General features: G+C 69.7%; 15 protein-coding genes. 13 read left to right on the top strand and 2 right to left on the bottom strand.

What is annotated here, in order from left to right:
• Nucleotides 1-56 precede the first annotated feature (56 nt).
• From TTY48_RS11490 to TTY48_RS11440, 11 genes are all read left to right on the top strand, one after another.
• Nucleotides 57-875, top strand: a complete 819-nt coding sequence (locus tag TTY48_RS11490; RefSeq protein WP_220657615.1) for an ABC transporter permease — start codon at nucleotides 57-59, stop codon at nucleotides 873-875.
• Nucleotides 875-1696, top strand: a complete 822-nt coding sequence (locus TTY48_RS11485; protein ID WP_220657614.1) for an ABC transporter permease — start codon at nucleotides 875-877, stop codon at nucleotides 1694-1696. Before TTY48_RS11490 ends, TTY48_RS11485 begins: the two co-directional genes overlap by 1 nt.
• A gap of 8 nt (nucleotides 1697-1704) precedes the next feature.
• Entirely contained in the window at nucleotides 1705-2739 is a 1035-nt protein-coding gene (locus tag TTY48_RS11480) for an MlaD family protein (protein ID WP_220657613.1), read from the top strand.
• A 3-nt stretch (nucleotides 2740-2742) separates the two neighbouring features.
• Nucleotides 2743-3741 (top strand): MlaD family protein, encoded by a 999-nt coding sequence (locus TTY48_RS11475; protein WP_220657612.1) that lies wholly within the window; start codon nucleotides 2743-2745, stop codon nucleotides 3739-3741.
• Nucleotides 3738-4730: an MlaD family protein gene (locus TTY48_RS11470; RefSeq protein ID WP_255585751.1), complete on the top strand. Its 993-nt coding sequence runs from the start codon at nucleotides 3738-3740 to the stop codon at nucleotides 4728-4730. Before TTY48_RS11475 ends, TTY48_RS11470 begins: the two co-directional genes overlap by 4 nt.
• Nucleotides 4700-5815, top strand: coding sequence for an MlaD family protein (locus tag TTY48_RS11465; protein WP_220657610.1), 1116 nt, complete (start codon nucleotides 4700-4702; stop codon nucleotides 5813-5815). Before TTY48_RS11470 ends, TTY48_RS11465 begins: the two co-directional genes overlap by 31 nt.
• Nucleotides 5812-6831 carry an MlaD family protein gene (locus tag TTY48_RS11460; protein WP_220657609.1) on the top strand — a complete coding sequence of 340 codons (1020 nt, stop codon included), beginning with the start codon at nucleotides 5812-5814 and terminating at the stop codon, nucleotides 6829-6831. Before TTY48_RS11465 ends, TTY48_RS11460 begins: the two co-directional genes overlap by 4 nt.
• Nucleotides 6828-7910: an MlaD family protein gene (locus TTY48_RS11455; RefSeq protein ID WP_220657608.1), complete on the top strand. Its 1083-nt coding sequence runs from the start codon at nucleotides 6828-6830 to the stop codon at nucleotides 7908-7910. The genes TTY48_RS11460 and TTY48_RS11455 overlap by 4 nt, the downstream gene beginning before the upstream one ends.
• A 21-nt stretch (nucleotides 7911-7931) precedes the next feature.
• A complete protein-coding gene (locus tag TTY48_RS11450; protein ID WP_220657607.1) occupies nucleotides 7932-10016 on the top strand; it encodes an acyl-CoA dehydrogenase in 2085 nt (694 codons plus the stop codon).
• A gap of 126 nt (nucleotides 10017-10142) precedes the next feature.
• On the top strand, nucleotides 10143-10928 hold the full coding sequence (locus tag TTY48_RS11445) for a 2-keto-4-pentenoate hydratase (RefSeq protein WP_220657606.1): 786 nt from the start codon (nucleotides 10143-10145) through the stop codon (nucleotides 10926-10928).
• Between the two features lie 18 nt (nucleotides 10929-10946).
• Nucleotides 10947-11135: a ferredoxin gene (locus TTY48_RS11440; protein ID WP_220657605.1), complete on the top strand. Its 189-nt coding sequence runs from the start codon at nucleotides 10947-10949 to the stop codon at nucleotides 11133-11135.
• 89 nt (nucleotides 11136-11224) lie between these two features.
• Here the strand turns inward: TTY48_RS11440 and dmpG are convergent, their stop codons facing one another.
• Together dmpG and TTY48_RS11430 are read right to left on the bottom strand one after the other, a co-directional pair.
• Nucleotides 11225-12274 carry a 4-hydroxy-2-oxovalerate aldolase gene (gene dmpG, locus TTY48_RS11435; protein WP_220657604.1) on the bottom strand — a complete coding sequence of 350 codons (1050 nt, stop codon included), beginning with the start codon at nucleotides 12272-12274 and terminating at the stop codon, nucleotides 11225-11227.
• Nucleotides 12271-13179 (bottom strand): acetaldehyde dehydrogenase (acetylating), encoded by a 909-nt coding sequence (locus TTY48_RS11430; protein WP_220657603.1) that lies wholly within the window; start codon nucleotides 13177-13179, stop codon nucleotides 12271-12273. The genes dmpG and TTY48_RS11430 overlap by 4 nt, the downstream gene beginning before the upstream one ends.
• 40 nt (nucleotides 13180-13219) lie before the next feature.
• Between TTY48_RS11430 and TTY48_RS11425 the strand changes: the two genes are divergently transcribed.
• Nucleotides 13220-13978, top strand: a complete 759-nt coding sequence (locus tag TTY48_RS11425; protein WP_255585638.1) for an IclR family transcriptional regulator — start codon at nucleotides 13220-13222, stop codon at nucleotides 13976-13978.
• Between the two features lie 129 nt (nucleotides 13979-14107).
• Nucleotides 14108-15004 (top strand): DUF559 domain-containing protein, encoded by an 897-nt coding sequence (locus TTY48_RS11420; protein ID WP_220657601.1) that lies wholly within the window; start codon nucleotides 14108-14110, stop codon nucleotides 15002-15004.
• The last annotated feature ends 43 nt before the right edge of the window (nucleotides 15005-15047 follow it).

The raw sequence follows: 15047 nt of genomic DNA, 5'->3' as shown, positions 1-15047 counted from the left end.
CGCTCCGTTCGCACCTAGCGGAAGAGGAGCGCGATGCTGGAGTTCGGAGACGTGGCGTGAGGGCCGCGGCGCTGTACCGGCTGTACCAGTTCGCGGCGATCTTCACCCGCAGCCTGGCGACCATCGGCCGGTCGGTCCTGCTGGCCCGGTCGATCATCGTGTGGACGGTGCGCGGCATCGTCAAGGGGAACTTCGCAGTCGGTGAGACCATCACCCAGGCCGTCACCCTGCTGCGCGTCACCACGCTGCCCGCCATCCTGGTCGCGATCCCCTTCGGCGCCGTCGTCTCGGTGCAGGTGGGCGCACTGGTCGACACGGTCGGCGCCAACTCCCTGGTCGGCGCAGCCAGCGGCATCGGCATCATCCGGCAGGGTGCCCCGCTCGCCACGGGTGTCCTGCTCGGCGGTGTCTGCGCCTCCGCCATCGCCGCCGACCTCGGCTCGCGCACGGTCCGTGAGGAACTGCAGGCGATGCAGGTCATGGGCGTCGATCCGATCGCCCGCCTGATCGCGCCCCGCATGCTCGCGCTGATGATCATCGCGCCGATGCTGCTGGTCGCGATCGTCGCCGTCGCGATGCTCATCGCGCTCACCGTCTCCGTGTGGCAGTTCGGGCTCAGCTCGGGCGGCTTCTGGTCGTCGTTCGGCGCCTTCTCAGCACCGTCCGATCTCGCCTTCGCGGTACTCAAGTCCGAGACCGGCGCCATGATCGTCGGACTGGTCGCGGGCCTGCGCGGCCTGGAGGCCAGCGGCGGTCCGCGCGGCGTGGCCGACGGCGTGAACTCCTCAGTGGTGCTGTCGATCACGCTGATCTTCCTGTCCTTCCTGGGACTCACCCAGATCCAGACCATGTTCTTCCCGAGTCAGGTGGCGTGATGACCACCGCCTCAGCCTCGAAGCCCGTCACCGCGGTCGCCCGGATCGGCGAAGCCGTCCTGTTCGTCGCGCAGTCGATCTACCTGGTGCCCGTCGCGCTGCGGAAGTACCGCGGCGAAACCTCCAGTGTGCTCAAGACTCTCGCTTGGGGCCGCGGTTCGGTGATCGTCGACGGCGGCGTCGTGGTGATGATGGTGATCCTCGGCGCGGCCAGCGGCGCCGCCGTGGCGATCGAGGCCTACGCGGGCCTGAACCTGATCGGCTTCGGGCCGCTCACCGGCGTCATCGGCGGCCTGGCGAACATCCGGGAGATGATCCCCATCTCCGCCGGCATCGGCTTCGCCGCCCAGGCCGGCTGCCGCATGACGGCGCAGATCGGCTCGATGCGCATCGCCGAGGAGATCGACGCCGTCGAGGCACTCGGCATCCGCTCGATCCCCTACGTGGTGAGCACCCGCCTCATCGCCGGCATCGTGGTGGTGATCCCGGCCTACCTGCTCACGCTGCTGCTGGCGTTCCTCACCTGCAAGCTGATCGTGGTGGTCTTCCACGGCCAGGCGCAGGGCACCTACAACCACTACTTCGAGCAGTTCCTCAGCCCGGGCGACATCCTGCTCTCCACGGTGAAGGCCGTCGTCTTCTGCGCCGCGGTCACCATCATCCACTGCTACTACGGCTATTTCGCCAAGGGCGGCCCGGAGGGCGTGGGCCTGGCCAGCGGTCGCGCAGTGCGCGCCAGCCTGGTGACGGTGCTGACCCTGGACTTCATTCTGACCATCGTGATGTGGGGCGTCACTCCCACGATCATCTTCAAGGGATAGGGGGACCGATGTACGAACTGCTCGGAGGAACCCTGCAGCGCCAGCAGAAGATCTTCGTCACGCTGGGCGCGGCCGCGGTGGCGGTGGCGTTGATCGGCGTGCTCGTGGCCGTGATCTCCTCCCGGATCCCGGATTCCGATGATCGGCTGGCGCTCACCGTCGAATCGGCCGATGTGGGTCCCGGCGTGAAGGCCGGTACCCGGGTCACCCTGCGCGGGGTGCCGGTCGGCGAGGTCAAGGCCGTCGAGATCCCCCGGCCCGGCCAGGCCCGGGTGGCGATCCGGCTCGACCAGGGCGGCATCCGCGGCCTCACCGACGCGCTCGCCGTGCGGTACCAGCCCGGCAACTACTTCGGCGTCACCGAGATGGCGCTCCTGCCGCGCGGCGGTGGCACGGCGCTGCGCAGCGGCGCCACCCTGCGGCCCCCGTCGAGCAACGACACCATCTCCGATCTGCTCACCCGCAGCTCGATATCGGTGGGCGGTGTGATGACACCGCAGCTCATCGACGTCACCAAGAAGGCCACCAAGTACACCCAGGCGATCACCCCGCTGCTGGAAGTGGCCTTCGCCGTCGAGCGGCAGAACGCGCTGTCGACGCAGGTGCCGATCGGCACCACCCTGCGCACCGTGCGCACCACGGTCGACGGGGTGCCGGGCATCATCGAGGCGGCCTTCGAGGGCTGGTTCGTCCCGCAGCTGCGCGGCGGTGAGAAGGCCGGCACGCTCGACTTCGTCGTGAACTCCTACGACAAGGTCGATGCCACCACCACCCTGCTCGGCACCGGCTTCTTCACCCCGCTGGCCGACATGTTCGGCTCGCACGAGGCGGATTTCAAGCCGGGAACCGTCCTGCTGCAGGTGATCATGGACGCCACCACCAAGGTGATGCGCACCGTGAGCATCCCGCGCCAGGTGATCCCCATGATCTCGGGCCTCAACTCGGCCTTCGTCACCGTCCCGGAGGGCACCGCGCTGCGCATGAACGTCGTCGCCGACCGCTTCCCGGCCGCCGCCTCGGTCCTGTCGACGGGGGGTCGCTGAGCCATGCGCACCAAGAACACTCGCGCCGCGATCTGGCTCGCGGTCGCCCTGGTGATCACCCTGCTCGTCTCGGCGGGCATCTTCGCCGCGCTGCGCAATCCGGTGGACGGCGACACCCGCGGCTACGAGGCCCACCTGTCCGACGCCTCCGGCCTGCGGGTGGGCAGCGATGTGCGGCTGCGCGGCGTGCTCATCGGCAAGGTCACATCGGTCGACGTGCGCGGCACCGACACCGGCAACGAGGCCGTGGTCGGGTTCACCGCGCAGAACCAGCATCCGGTCACCTCCACCACGCGCGTGGCCGTCAAGTACCGCAACCTCACCGGTGAACGCTTCATCGAGGTGGAGCCCGGAACCTCGGGTGGCGGCATCCCCACCACGTCGATCCCGATGTCGCGGACCACGCCGTCGTTCGACATCACCACGCTGTTCAACGGTCTCGCCCCGGTGCTGCGCACGCTGAGCCCGGACGATGTGAACGAGCTGACCCGCAATCTGCTCGGCCTGCTGCAGGGCGACGACACCACCGCCGCGCAGACCTTCGGCGCCATCGACAAGATCACCGCGAACCTCGCCGACCGGCAGGTGGTGATCAAGACGCTGATCGACAACGTGACCCGCGTGGCGAACATGATCAACGACTACTCGCCGCAGGTGGTGGAGTTCGTCACCAACTTCGATCTGCTGCTGACGAAGGTGCTCGAGAACCTCGACGAGTTCCGCCGGACCGCCACCTACGGACCGGGTTTCGGCGCCGCGACGAACCGCACGCTCACGGCGCTCGGACTGTCCAAGGAGCTCGATGTGGAGCGCCTGTTCACCACCGCGTTCAAGGACCCGCAGGCGGCGGTCCAGGCGATGAGCAAACTGCCGGGCCTGTTCACCGGCGTGGCCGCGCTCCTCGGCACCCCGCCCACCACCTGCTCCAAGGGCGAGGCCCAGCTCCCGAAGTCGACCACGGTGCTGCTCGGCGGCACGAATGTGACGGTGTGCCTGAAATGATCTTCACCGGCCGTCCCCCGTTCCGGGGGCTCATGACCCGCACCACCAAGATCGGTGCCGTCGCGGTCACGATCGCGCTGCTCATCACCGCCGGGCTCGCGTACGTGTACGTGCGCCCGCCCGGCCAGAAGGAGCTCTCGTTCACCACGCAGGACGCCGCGCTGATCAAGGCGGGCGTGGAGGTACGCGCCTCGGGCGTCCGGATCGGATCGGTCAAGTCCGTTGAGCTCGAACGCGATTCCGTCCGGGTCACGGCGCGCATCGACGACGGGGTCTTCGTGGGCGATCAGACCTCGGTCGCGGTCCGCATGCTCACCGTGGCCGGCGGCTTCTACGTGGCCGTCACCTCGGCGGGCAAGGCCGCGTTGGGCGACAAGCCGATTCCGAGCTCCCGGGTGAGCCTGCCGTACAGCATCGGCGATCTGCTGCAGGACGTCCCCGAGAAGCTGGTGCCCATCGACCGTACCCAGCTCGCAACGTCGATCAAGGCGCTGAGCACCGGCCTCGACGCCAACCCCGGCTCCGTCGACAACATCGTCGAGGGCGTGAACTCACTGGTCGGGCAGCTCACCGAACAGCGTGATCAGGTGGGCCGCATCATCAACGTGAGCACCCAGTACGCCACCGGCTTCGCCGATCAGCGGGAGACCATCATGACGATGATCCGCAAGGCCTCCCTCGCGATCGTCACGCTGGACCAGACCGCCGCCAACTTCGGGCTCGCCTATGTGGGCCTGGCGGGCATGTTCGGCAAGATCAAGCCCTTCCTCGATCTGTACTGGAAGTACCGCGAGCAGCTCGGGAACGCCTTCACCACCATCGAATCCGCGCTGAAGACCACGAACGTCACCATCCCCGCCATGATCGGCGAGCTGCAGAAGTCGATCGACACCATGCAGAAGGGGCTGGAGAAGCAGGGCAAGCCGATGTCGCCCGACACCGTCCTCGCCAGCAAGCTGTGCTTCCCCACCGCGACGGTGAGCTGCTGATGCGGCCCGGGAAGATCGGCCTGCTCACGGTCGTCGGCACGCTCGCGCTGACGGCGGTCCCGGTGGGCACCGGGACCGCACAGGCGGCCTCGTCGAGCACGCTGTGCGCCTTCCTCGCCGACGGCATCGGTCTGTATCCGGACAACGACGTCACGCAGATGGGCGTGAAGATCGGCTCGGTCCGCACGGTCGAACCGCAGGCCGACGGCGTGAAGGTCACCTTCGACGTGTCCGGACGCACGCTGCCGGCGTCGGTCAAGGCCGTCACCCGGGCCACCTCGATCCTGGCCGACCGCACCCTCGAACTCGTGGGCAACTACTCCACCGGTCCCACCCTCGGCTCCGAGAACTGCATCGGCCGGAACAACACCGCCACCCCGAAGTCGATCTCCGAGACCACGGAATCGGCGACCCGCCTCGTGGATTCGGTCACCGAGGGCGGCGCCTCGGCAGATCTCGGGAAGCTGCTCACCACGCTCGACAAGGAGGTCGGCCCCAGCGTTCCGCCGCAGGCCGCCCGCAGCCTCACCAACCTGTCGACGCTGCTCAGCGATCCCGCCGGTTTCCTCGGGGACGTGACCACGGTGGTCAGCAACGTGCGGCCGCTCATGCAGAGCTTCGACGCGCAGTGGGGCGAGATGCTGCTCACGCTGCAGCACGCGGCCAACGTGATGGATCAGTACGGTCGCGTCACCTTCCCCGCGGTCTCCGAGATCTTCCAGACGCTGCCCGTCTTCTTCCTGGTCGGTGACGATGCGATGCGCCGCTACGGCGCGATCCTGCGGCCCGGTGGCACGCTCGCCGCCGATGCCGTGAAGCTGGCGGCCACATCGGTGCGCTCGAACGAGGCGCTCGCGAAGATGCTCCCGGTATTCGGGTCCCAGATCGCGCCCTACCTGCCCCGGGGCGACGGTGCCGAGACCACCGTGGCGGGCGTGCCCGTCACCACGGTCGCCACGCGCGATCCGGCGGCCCTGTGCGCCCGCGTCAATGCCGAGGTCCCGGGCGCGTGCTCGGTGGCCGGCGGCTCCGCCCAGGTGGCCACCGTCAACCTGCTCCAGCTGCCCCTCCAGGGAGGTCGATGATGAGGCGAACGGTGCGGTGGCTACCGCGTCCGGTATCGGCCACCCTCGCGGTGGTCGCCGCCGCCACCCTCACGGGGTGCACGGTGAGCCCGGCGAACATGGACCTGCGCAATCCGCTGTCCGACGGTGATCAGTACGAGTTGAAGATGGAGTTCGCCGACGTCCTGAACCTCCCGGTGGGCGCGCGGCTCGCGCTGGGCGGGCTCACCGTGGGGCGGGTCAAAGCGGTCTCGCTCGGGGAGTCCGCGGCCACGGTCACCACCCGCGTGGACAAGACCGTCGCGCTCCCGTCCGACATCCACGCCTCGGTGCTGCAGGACACCCTGCTCGGTGAGGCCTACGTGCGGCTCGAGGCGCCCGAGAAGCCCTCGCCCAGCTCCACTCAGCTGCGCGCCGGGGCCACGCTTCCCCTCGCACAGACGAGTCCGCCGCGATCGGTGGAGAGCACCCTGACGATTCTCGCCGACTACTTCGGCAGCGGTTCGGTGCAGGACATCAGCCGCACCATCACGAAGCTGAACACCTCACTGCCCAAGGAGCGCCCGCAGTTCGAGCAGCTCTCCAACCAGCTCAGCCGTGATGTGACGGGTATCGGCGCGTCGACCGCCGAGGTGAACCGTCTCCTCGATTCGGTGTCCGAGATGGCGGACCGCACCGCCAAGCAGGAGGCCAACTTCAAGTACACGCTCAGCCCGTACAACATGAAGTACTGGAAGAACCAGGGTAAGCTGATGTCCAACATCGGCGTGCTGCTCCCCGCCGTCGGCGGCATGCTGCAACAGGGGTACTGGCTGATCCCGCTGATGAACTCGTCATCGGACCTGTTCGAACTGCTCACCGCCGATATGGTCTCGCTGGGTACCGCCATCCACGGCGGCTCGATCCTGGTGAACAAGAACCTCGCCCCGTTCGTCGCCAAGCCCACCGTGAAGGTGGAGTCCGTGCGCAGCGCGAGCGGCGAGGACCTCTCGCCGTCCGCGGTGAAACTCCTGCGGATGATCGGACAGGCACGATGACGCGCTCGGGTCTCGCCTCGGCCCTGGGGCTGGTGGCTCTGGTCGTGGTCTCGGTGCTGCTGCTGGGACAGCAGGGCGTGCAGTGGCTCTCGCCGTCCGGACAGCGCACCGCCTACATCCAGCTGACCGACGCGAACGGGCTCATGGAGGGCTCGCGAGTGCTCGACCGCGGTGTCGAGGTGGGCACCGTGAAGGCGCTGCGCGTGGACGCCGATCGGGTCGAGGTGGAGGTGCGCTACGCCAAGGACACCCGGATCAACGCCGGTGCGAGGGTGCGGGTCCAGAACCTCTCCGGCCTGGGCGAGACCTACCTGACGCTGTCGAAGGGCGACGGTCCGCCGCTGCCCGACGGTGCGCGGCTGGCCGGGATCGTGGACACCTCGGACTCCACCATCGGCGCCCTGTCGAGTTCGCTGTCGCGCTTGATGAGCCAGCTCGATCCGGGCACGGTGCAGCGACTCCTCAAGCGGGCCGATGCGGCGCTGCCGGAACAGCAGCAGACGGTGCCCACCATCGATGCCGGCGCGGTCCTCACCGCCACCGCGATCCTGCGGCAGCTCCCCGATATCGGGGACATCCTCAAGTCCTTCAACTCGATCACGCCGCGCGCCGATCAGATCGGGCCGCTGCTGCTCTCGCTCGACGCCCCGCTGCGCACCTTCGGCAAGGGCTACGGCGAGATGGCTCCGTTCGCTGTGTCGTACATCATGGAGGGCGACTACCCCAACGTGATCAAGGACGGCATGCTGGAGCTGTTCAAGGTGATCCAGAAGTTCGAGGACGATGCCGCGCCCAGCGTGAAGTACCTCTCGGAGCTCGTGCTGCCCTCGGCTCGTGCCATCGCGGAGCCGCTGTCGACGATCAACGCGGGCCAGTTGCTCGACACCGCTTTGGGATCGGTGCGCGGCCGCGACGGTGTCACGCTGCGGCTGGCACCGGCGGGCGGCGCACCGCAGCCCTCGGCCCGGCCGTCCGCGGCACCGTCCGGCTCGCCTTCCGTCGCGGCGTCGCCGAAGCCCTCCGGGAAGCCGGCACCGTCCTCGCCCGCACCGTCGCCCTCCCCCACCAAGCCCCGCTGATCCGCGGGCCGAAGGAGAACCGTGGCCCTCGCCGTCACCGATGTCCAGCTCGCGCTGTCCGATTCGATCCGGGATTGGGCCGAGCGCGCCCATCCGATCGACGCGGTTCGGTCGGGTGATTCCGGCGCCGCCGAGAAGGTCTGGCGCGGGCTCGCCGAGATCGGCGTCTTCGGCATCACGCTGGCGGAGGAGCTCGGCGGCATGGGCGGAACCGCCGAGGACGCGGCCGCGGCGGTCGAGGCGGCCACGCTGGCGCTCGCGCCGGGGCCCGTCTCGGGGACCGTCACGGTGGCGGCCCTGCTGGAGGACCTGCTCCGCGGCACCGACCGGCTGGCGGCGGTACGTGAGTCCCTGGCGGCGGGCGAGGCGCGCGCGGCGCTGGTGCTCGGTGGCGACGGGGCCCTCGCCGTCGATGCGACCCCCGGATCGCACCTGCTGGTGGCGTCCCCGTCCGGCACCTGGCACCTGCTGCCCCCGGGGCATCCCGGCGTCGTCGTCGAACCGCAGGAGGCGTTGGACGCCTCGCGGCCCCTGGGCCGGATCCGCCTGCAGGAGCCGGTCTTCGCGCAGGATACGGAGGTTCCCGGGCTCACCGCGGAGTCCGCGCGCGCCTGGTTCGGCACCTTCGCGGCCGCGGAGGCGTCGGCCGTGGCGTCGTGGGCCCTGCGCACCGCCGCCGAGTACGCGAAGGTGCGCGTGCAGTTCGGCAAGCCGATCGGTTCCTTCCAGGCGATCAAGCAGATCACGGCCGACATGCTGTGTCGCGCGGAGCAGGCCGCCGCGCTGGCCTGGGACGCGGCGCGTAGTGCCGGAACCGGTGCCGAGCACGAACTGGCCGCCGCGGTCGCGGCGGCGGGGGCGGTGGACGCCGCGGTCGCGAACGCCAAGGACGCGATCCAGGTGCTCGGTGGCATCGGCTTCACCTGGGAGCACGACGCGCACCTGTACCTGCGGCGCGCCGTGGCCCTGCGCCAATTGCTCGGCGGCACCGACGGTCTGCGGCGCCGGGCCGCCGAACTCGCGCGCCGCGGGGTGCGCCGCACCTACGACTACGCGGTGGAGGGCGACCACGCGGGTGCCGCCGCGCAGGCGCAGGCGATCGCCGCGCTTCCCGAGGGCGAACGTCGCCGCGCCCTGGCCGAATCCGGTCTGCTGGTGCCGCATTGGGCGCCGCCCTACGGCCGCGGCGCGGGTCCGGCGGAGCAGATCGTGCTGGACGCGGCGCTCGATGCCGCGGGGGTCGAGCGGCCGCCGCTGGTGATCGGGGCGTGGGCCGCGCCCACGGTGCTGGAACACGGCACCCCGGAGCAGGCGGAGCGCTTCGTGTGGCCCACGCTGCTGGGCGAGATCACCTGGTGCCAGCTGTTCAGCGAGCCGGAGGCCGGATCCGATCTGGCGGCGCTGCGCACGCGTGCCGTCCGCACCGAGGGCGGCTGGCTGCTCACCGGGCAGAAGGTGTGGACCTCGCTGGCACACGCCGCCGATTGGGCGATCTGCCTGGCTCGCACCGATGCCGAGGCTCCGAAACACAAGGGCATCACCTACTTCCTGGTCGATATGCGCTCCCCCGGGATCGAGATCCGGCCGTTGCGCGAGATCACCGGCGACGAGCGGTTCAACGAGGTCTTCCTGGAGGAGGTCTTCGTGCCCGACGAGTGCGTCGTCGGGCAGGTGAACGGCGGCTGGCGGCTGGCGCGCACCACGCTCGCCAACGAGCGAGTGGCGATGAGCGGCAGCGGCCTCGGCGCCCGGCTGGAGGCACTGATCGACCGCCCCGAGATCGACGATGCCGAGCTCGGCGGCCTGATCACCGAGGCCGCCTCGTGCGCCCTGCTCGATCTGCGTGCCGTGATCGCCAGCGTCGGCGGACAGGACCCGGGCCCGGCGTCGAGCGTGCGCAAGTTGGTGGGCGTGCAGCACCGTCAGGCGGTCGCGGAGGCCTGGCTCCTCTGCCTGGGTCCCGACGGTGCCCTCGCCGGCCCCGAGGATCCTGAGGATGAGCGCTACGAATTCCTCCTCACCCGCTGCCTCTCCATCGCCGGCGGCACCTCCCAGATCCTCCGCAACGTGGCCGCCGAACGCCTCCTCGGCCTCCCCCGCGACTGACCCCCTCTGACTTAACGTTGTTAGCCCACACCGCCACCAGGCGATTCGCCTGCACACACTGCTAGCTACCCATCGGTAGCGAGCGGTTTCGCCGCGCAGCAATGGAACGTGTTCTACCATCGGGGCATGGATGAATCCGCCGTCTCCGCAGCGGCCGACGCCCTGCTGGGCGCGTACACCACCGGAACCCCGATCGAGCCGATCATCGGCACGTTCCCGGAGGCCACCATCACCGACGCCTACCGGATCCAGCAGGAGCAGGTGCGCCGCTGGGAAGCCGCGGGCGACGCGGTCAAGGGCCACAAGGTGGGCCTGGCCTCGCTGGCGATGCAGCGTCAGATGAACGTCTTCGAGCCCGACTTCGGCCACCTGACGGCGTCGATGTTCCACCTCGAACACCTTCCGATCGACGCGTCGGGGTGGCTGCAGCCGCGGATCGAACCGGAGATCGGCTTCATCCTGGGGCGCGAGCTGCGCGGCCCCGGCGTGACCGTCGCGGATGCGATCCGCGCCATCGACTACGTGGTCCCGGCACTGGAGGTGGTCGATTCGCGGATCCGCGACTGGAACATCTCGATCGTCGACACGGTGGCCGACAACGCCTCGTCCGGCGGGGTCGTCCTCGGCAGCAAGCCCACCCGCATCGACGCCCTCGATCTGCGTGAGGTGGGCTGCACCTTCTGGATCAGCAACAACCAGGTGGGCACCGGTACCGGTGGCGCCGTCCTCGGCTCCCCCATCAACGCCCTGGTGTGGCTCGCGAACACCGTCGGACCGCTGGGGACCACGCTCGAACCCGGCCACGTCGTCCTGCCCGGATCGATGACGCGGGCCGAATCCGTCCGACCGGGCGACACCGTCGTCGCCGATATGGGGCCGCTCGGCTCCGTGACCGCCGTCCTCGCCCCGTAACACCCGAAGGAGAACCTCATGAAGATCATCATCGGCGATGCCTGCACGGGTTTCGGTGTGTGCGAAGGGATCCGGCCCGACATCTTCGAGGTCAACGACGAGGGCTTCGCCGAAGCCACCGACGAGGGCCTCACCGACGCGGACAAGGAAGACGTGGAGTACGCGATCAGTCAGTGCCCCACGCAGGCGATCCGCCTCGAAGACTGACACCGTACTGACTTAACAGCGTTAGCAGCAGACGTCTCCTCAGGACGCCGTGTGGGCTAACGCTGTTAAGTCGTGTCCGGGGTAGGCGTTTAGACCTTCTGCGCCGCGGACATCTCGACCGCGATCGCGATGATCATGTCCTCCTGGCCGCCCACGTAGCCGCGGCGACCGCACTCGTACAGGATCTCGTGCGCGGGAACGCCGTACCGGTCCGCCGCCCGCTCGGCGTGCAGCAGGAAACTGGAGTACACCCCGGCATAGCCCTGGACGATCGAGCTGCGGTCCATCACCGGCAGGCGCGTGATGTACGGCTTCACCACGTCCTCCGCGGCCGCCATCAGGGCGTCCTTATCGGTGCCGGTGCGTACTCCGAGCCGCTCGAAGGTCGCCGCCAGCACCTCGGTGGGCGAGTTCCCCGCGCCCGCACCGAGCGCCAGGAGCGAGCCGTCGATCTGCTTGGCCCCTGCGCGGTAGGCGAGCACCGAGTTGGCCACGCCGAAGCTCAGGTTCTGATGCCCGTGATAGCCCACCTGCGCGTCCTCGCCGAGCTCGGCGACGAGTGCGGCCACGCGCTCGCCCGCATCCTCCAGGATCAGTGCCCCGGCGGAATCGACCACGTACACGCACTGGCAGCCGGCATCGGCCATGATCCGGGCCTGCTTCGCCAGCGCCTCGGGCGTGGACATGTGCGAGAGCATGAGGAAGCCCACGGTCTCCAGTCCCAGATCCCGTGCGGCGCCGAAGTGCTGGATCGAGACATCGGCTTCGGTGCAATGGGTGGCGATGCGCAGCGCGCCCGCCCCGAGATCGGCCGCGACCCGGATGTCCTCGACGGTGCCGAGGCCGGGGAGCATGAGCACGGCGATCTTCGCCTGCTGCGCTTCGTCCACGGCGGCGGCGATCAGCTTGCGCTCGTCGACCAGCGAGAAGCCGTAGTTGAAGGTCGACCCGCCCAGGCCGTCGCCGTGCGTGACCTCGATGAGCGAGACACCCGCATCGTCGAGCGCGCGCACGGTGTCGCGCACGTTCTGCTCGGTGAACTGGTGGGCCATCGCGTGGCTGCCATCCCGCAGCGAGGTGTCGACGATGCGCACGTCGCGGTTCGGGTCGCTCCACAGGGCGCCGTTGATCCCGGTCATGCGTTCACTCCGTTCAGGATTCGCTGCGCGATGAGTTCGCCCGCGCGCGCGGCGGCCGCGGTCATGATGTCGAGGTTGCCCGCGTAGGTGGGCAGGTAGTCGCCGTTGCCCGCGACCTCCAGGAACACGGCGACGCGCGCCTTGCCCTCCCAGCCGGGTCGGGGCTCGTCGTACTGCGGCGGCGCCTTGAGGGTGTATCCGGGCACGTACACCTGCACATCGGCCACCATCTGCTCGATCGAGGCGGTGATCGCGTCCCGATCGGCATCGGGGTCGATGGCACAGAACACCGTGTCCCGCATGATCATCGGCGGCTCGACAGGGTTGATGATGATGATTGCCTTGCCCTTGGCGGCGCCACCGACCTCTTCGATGGCCCGCGCCGTGGTCTCGGTGAACTCGTCGATGTTGGCACGGGTGCCGGGTCCGGCGGACCGGGAGGAGACCGAGGCGACGATCTCCGCGTAGCTCACCGGCGTGATCCGGCTGACGGCGTGCACGATCGGGATGGTGGCCTGCCCACCACAGGTGATCATGTTGACGTTCGGGGCGTCGATCTTGTCCTCGAGGTTCACCACCGGGCAGGTCAGCGGCCCCACCGCCGCCGGCGTCAGGTCGACCGCCACGATCCCGGCCTCGGCGTACCGCGGCGCGTTCGTCAGATGCGCCTTCGCCGAGGTCGCCTCGAAGACGATGCGCGGCGGTTCCGGCTGCGCGAGCAGCCAATCGACGCCCTCCGCCGAGGTCTGCAGTCCCAGTTCGGCGGCCCGCTTGAGGCCGTCCGATTCCGGGTCCACGCCCACCATGTACTTCACGTCCACGTGCTCGCTGCGCCGTAGCTTGGCCAGCAGGTCCGTGCCGATGTTCCCCGGGCCGACGATGGCCGCGGTCACCTTCTCCGTCATAACCCCCACGATGCGGTGCGGTGGCTGCCACACTCAATGCATGTGTCCCGCTGAGCGGAACGACGGTGCGGTGGTCGCGCGCGTCGCCGCGCTGCTCGCCGCCTATCGCCCGGGCGACGGTGCACTCGGGGTGTCCGAGCTGGCCCGCCGCACGGGTCTACCGAAGTCGACCGCGCACCGTCTGACCGGGAACCTGGTGGACGCGGGCCTACTCGAACGCTCGGGAACATCACTGCGACTGGGACTTCGATTGTTCGAGATCGGCCAGCTCGCGACCGGGCACCGCGATCTCGTCGATGCCGCGCGACCGGTGCTCGCCGACCTGCGATCCGCCACCCGCAACACCGTCCACATGGCACGGATGGAGGGCACCGAGGTCGTCTACTTCGAGGTACTGCCCGGTCCGGACGCTCCCGATCTGGCCTCCCGGGTGGGCGGCCGCATGCCCGCGCACGCCACCGGCGTGGGGAAGGCGATCCTGGCCTTCGCCGGCGAGCAGGCCCTCGCGCCGGTGCTCGCCACCGGCCTGCCCCGCCTGAGCACCCGCACCATCACCTCCCCCGTGATCCTGCGCCGGCAGCTGCAGCGGATCCGCGAAGAGGGGGTGGCCTACGAACGCGAGGAGTCCGGGAACGGGACGGTCTGCGTGGCCTGTCCGATCCTCGACGCCGACGGTGCCCCGGTCGCCGCCGTCTCCGTGGCCGGCTGGAGCAACCGCATGCGCCCGGAGCGGGTGGCCCCCGCCGTCCGCGCCGCAGCCCTCACCCTCTCCCGCGTGGCCTCCGCCGCCCCGTCGTAACCCCCGGCCCGCCCCACCCCTGTCCCGACTTAACGTCGTTAGCCCACATCTCGTCCTGGGAGAACAGCTACCCGAAGTGCAACCAAGTCCGGTTCGGAGCCGAATCCGGCGCCGGTGCGTCCAATGGGTATGGAGGAATTCGAGCGCGAGGTGTTCCTGTCGCGGGACCTGATCGCCGCCGAGGGACGCTACGCGGTCGAGCGGAGTCACCGCTGCGTCACCGGCGGCGTCCGGGTGCGGCGCGGCGTGCAGCCCGACATCGGTCATCTCGCCACCGCGATGCTGCGGCTGTACCCCGAGTCCACGCTGTGCGGCTGGTCCGCGGCCCGGCTGCACGGGCACACGATGGCCGGCTCCCGGACGCTCGTCGAGGTGATGGGGCCGCGGCAGATCCGGCGGCGCGGCGTCATCTGCCGGATGGCCGCGCTGGAACCCTCCGAGATCGTGGTCGACGGTGCGCTGCGGTACACGTCCGCCGTCCGGACCGCCATCGACCTGGCGCGATACACCCCCGGGGATGAGGCGATCGCGGCCATAGATCAGTGCCTGCGCGTGCACGGGCGTCCGGCCACGGCCACCCGGCCGGCGTGGGTCCGGCGCCCGGCGATGACCACGCGCGCCGCGATCGAGCGCGAGCTCGACCGGCGCGAGTGGTGGCGCGGGACTCGGGTGCGGGCCGTGCTCGACGAGGCGGACGAGCGGGCCGAATCACCGTGGGAGTCCTTCGCGCGCCTCACTCTTCACCGCGTCGGCCTGGTCACGATGGTCCCGCAGGTGCCGGTGTTCGACGGTGCCTACTACCTCGACCTCGCTGATCCGGAGCTCAAGGTGGCGGTGGAGTACGACGGCGCGCATCACCGCTCCGCGCAGCAGCATGCGCACGACGCGGAGAAGTGGAACGCCCTGCAGGCCGACGGGTGGCGGTTGATCATCGTGACCGCCGGACCGCTCGCGCATCGTCCGGACGTGTTGATCCGGCGGGTCCGCGCCGCGATGGCGGAGCGCGACGGCCGAGCTACCGCCTAGTCACTAGCAATCGATGCAGGTGTTTCCCCAGGACGGGGTGTGG

The organism is Tsukamurella sp. TY48 (assembly GCF_019656655.1).
Classification (GTDB): domain Bacteria; phylum Actinomycetota; class Actinomycetes; order Mycobacteriales; family Mycobacteriaceae; genus Tsukamurella; species Tsukamurella strandjordii.
This window is presented reverse-complemented; position numbering and strand designations above follow the sequence as displayed.

What these genes read in the sequence shown, in the direction of transcription:
- TTY48_RS11480 (WP_220657613.1), top strand. Translation starts at nt 1,705, where the DNA reads ATGTACGAACTGCTCGGAGGAACCCTGCAGCGCCAGCAGAAGATCTTC.
- TTY48_RS11425 (WP_255585638.1), top strand. Translation starts at nt 13,220, where the DNA reads ATGTGTCCCGCTGAGCGGAACGACGGTGCGGTGGTCGCGCGCGTCGCC.
- TTY48_RS11485 (WP_220657614.1), top strand. Translation starts at nt 875, where the DNA reads ATGACCACCGCCTCAGCCTCGAAGCCCGTCACCGCGGTCGCCCGGATC.
- TTY48_RS11445 (WP_220657606.1), top strand. Translation starts at nt 10,143, where the DNA reads ATGGATGAATCCGCCGTCTCCGCAGCGGCCGACGCCCTGCTGGGCGCG.
- TTY48_RS11455 (WP_220657608.1), top strand. Translation starts at nt 6,828, where the DNA reads ATGACGCGCTCGGGTCTCGCCTCGGCCCTGGGGCTGGTGGCTCTGGTC.
- TTY48_RS11440 (WP_220657605.1), top strand. Translation starts at nt 10,947, where the DNA reads ATGAAGATCATCATCGGCGATGCCTGCACGGGTTTCGGTGTGTGCGAA.
- TTY48_RS11475 (WP_220657612.1), top strand. Translation starts at nt 2,743, where the DNA reads ATGCGCACCAAGAACACTCGCGCCGCGATCTGGCTCGCGGTCGCCCTG.
- TTY48_RS11430 (WP_220657603.1), bottom strand. Translation starts at nt 13,179, where the DNA reads ATGACGGAGAAGGTGACCGCGGCCATCGTCGGCCCGGGGAACATCGGC.
- TTY48_RS11470 (WP_255585751.1), top strand. Translation starts at nt 3,738, where the DNA reads ATGATCTTCACCGGCCGTCCCCCGTTCCGGGGGCTCATGACCCGCACC.
- dmpG (WP_220657604.1), bottom strand. Translation starts at nt 12,274, where the DNA reads ATGACCGGGATCAACGGCGCCCTGTGGAGCGACCCGAACCGCGACGTG.
- TTY48_RS11420 (WP_220657601.1), top strand. Translation starts at nt 14,108, where the DNA reads ATGGAGGAATTCGAGCGCGAGGTGTTCCTGTCGCGGGACCTGATCGCC.
- TTY48_RS11460 (WP_220657609.1), top strand. Translation starts at nt 5,812, where the DNA reads ATGATGAGGCGAACGGTGCGGTGGCTACCGCGTCCGGTATCGGCCACC.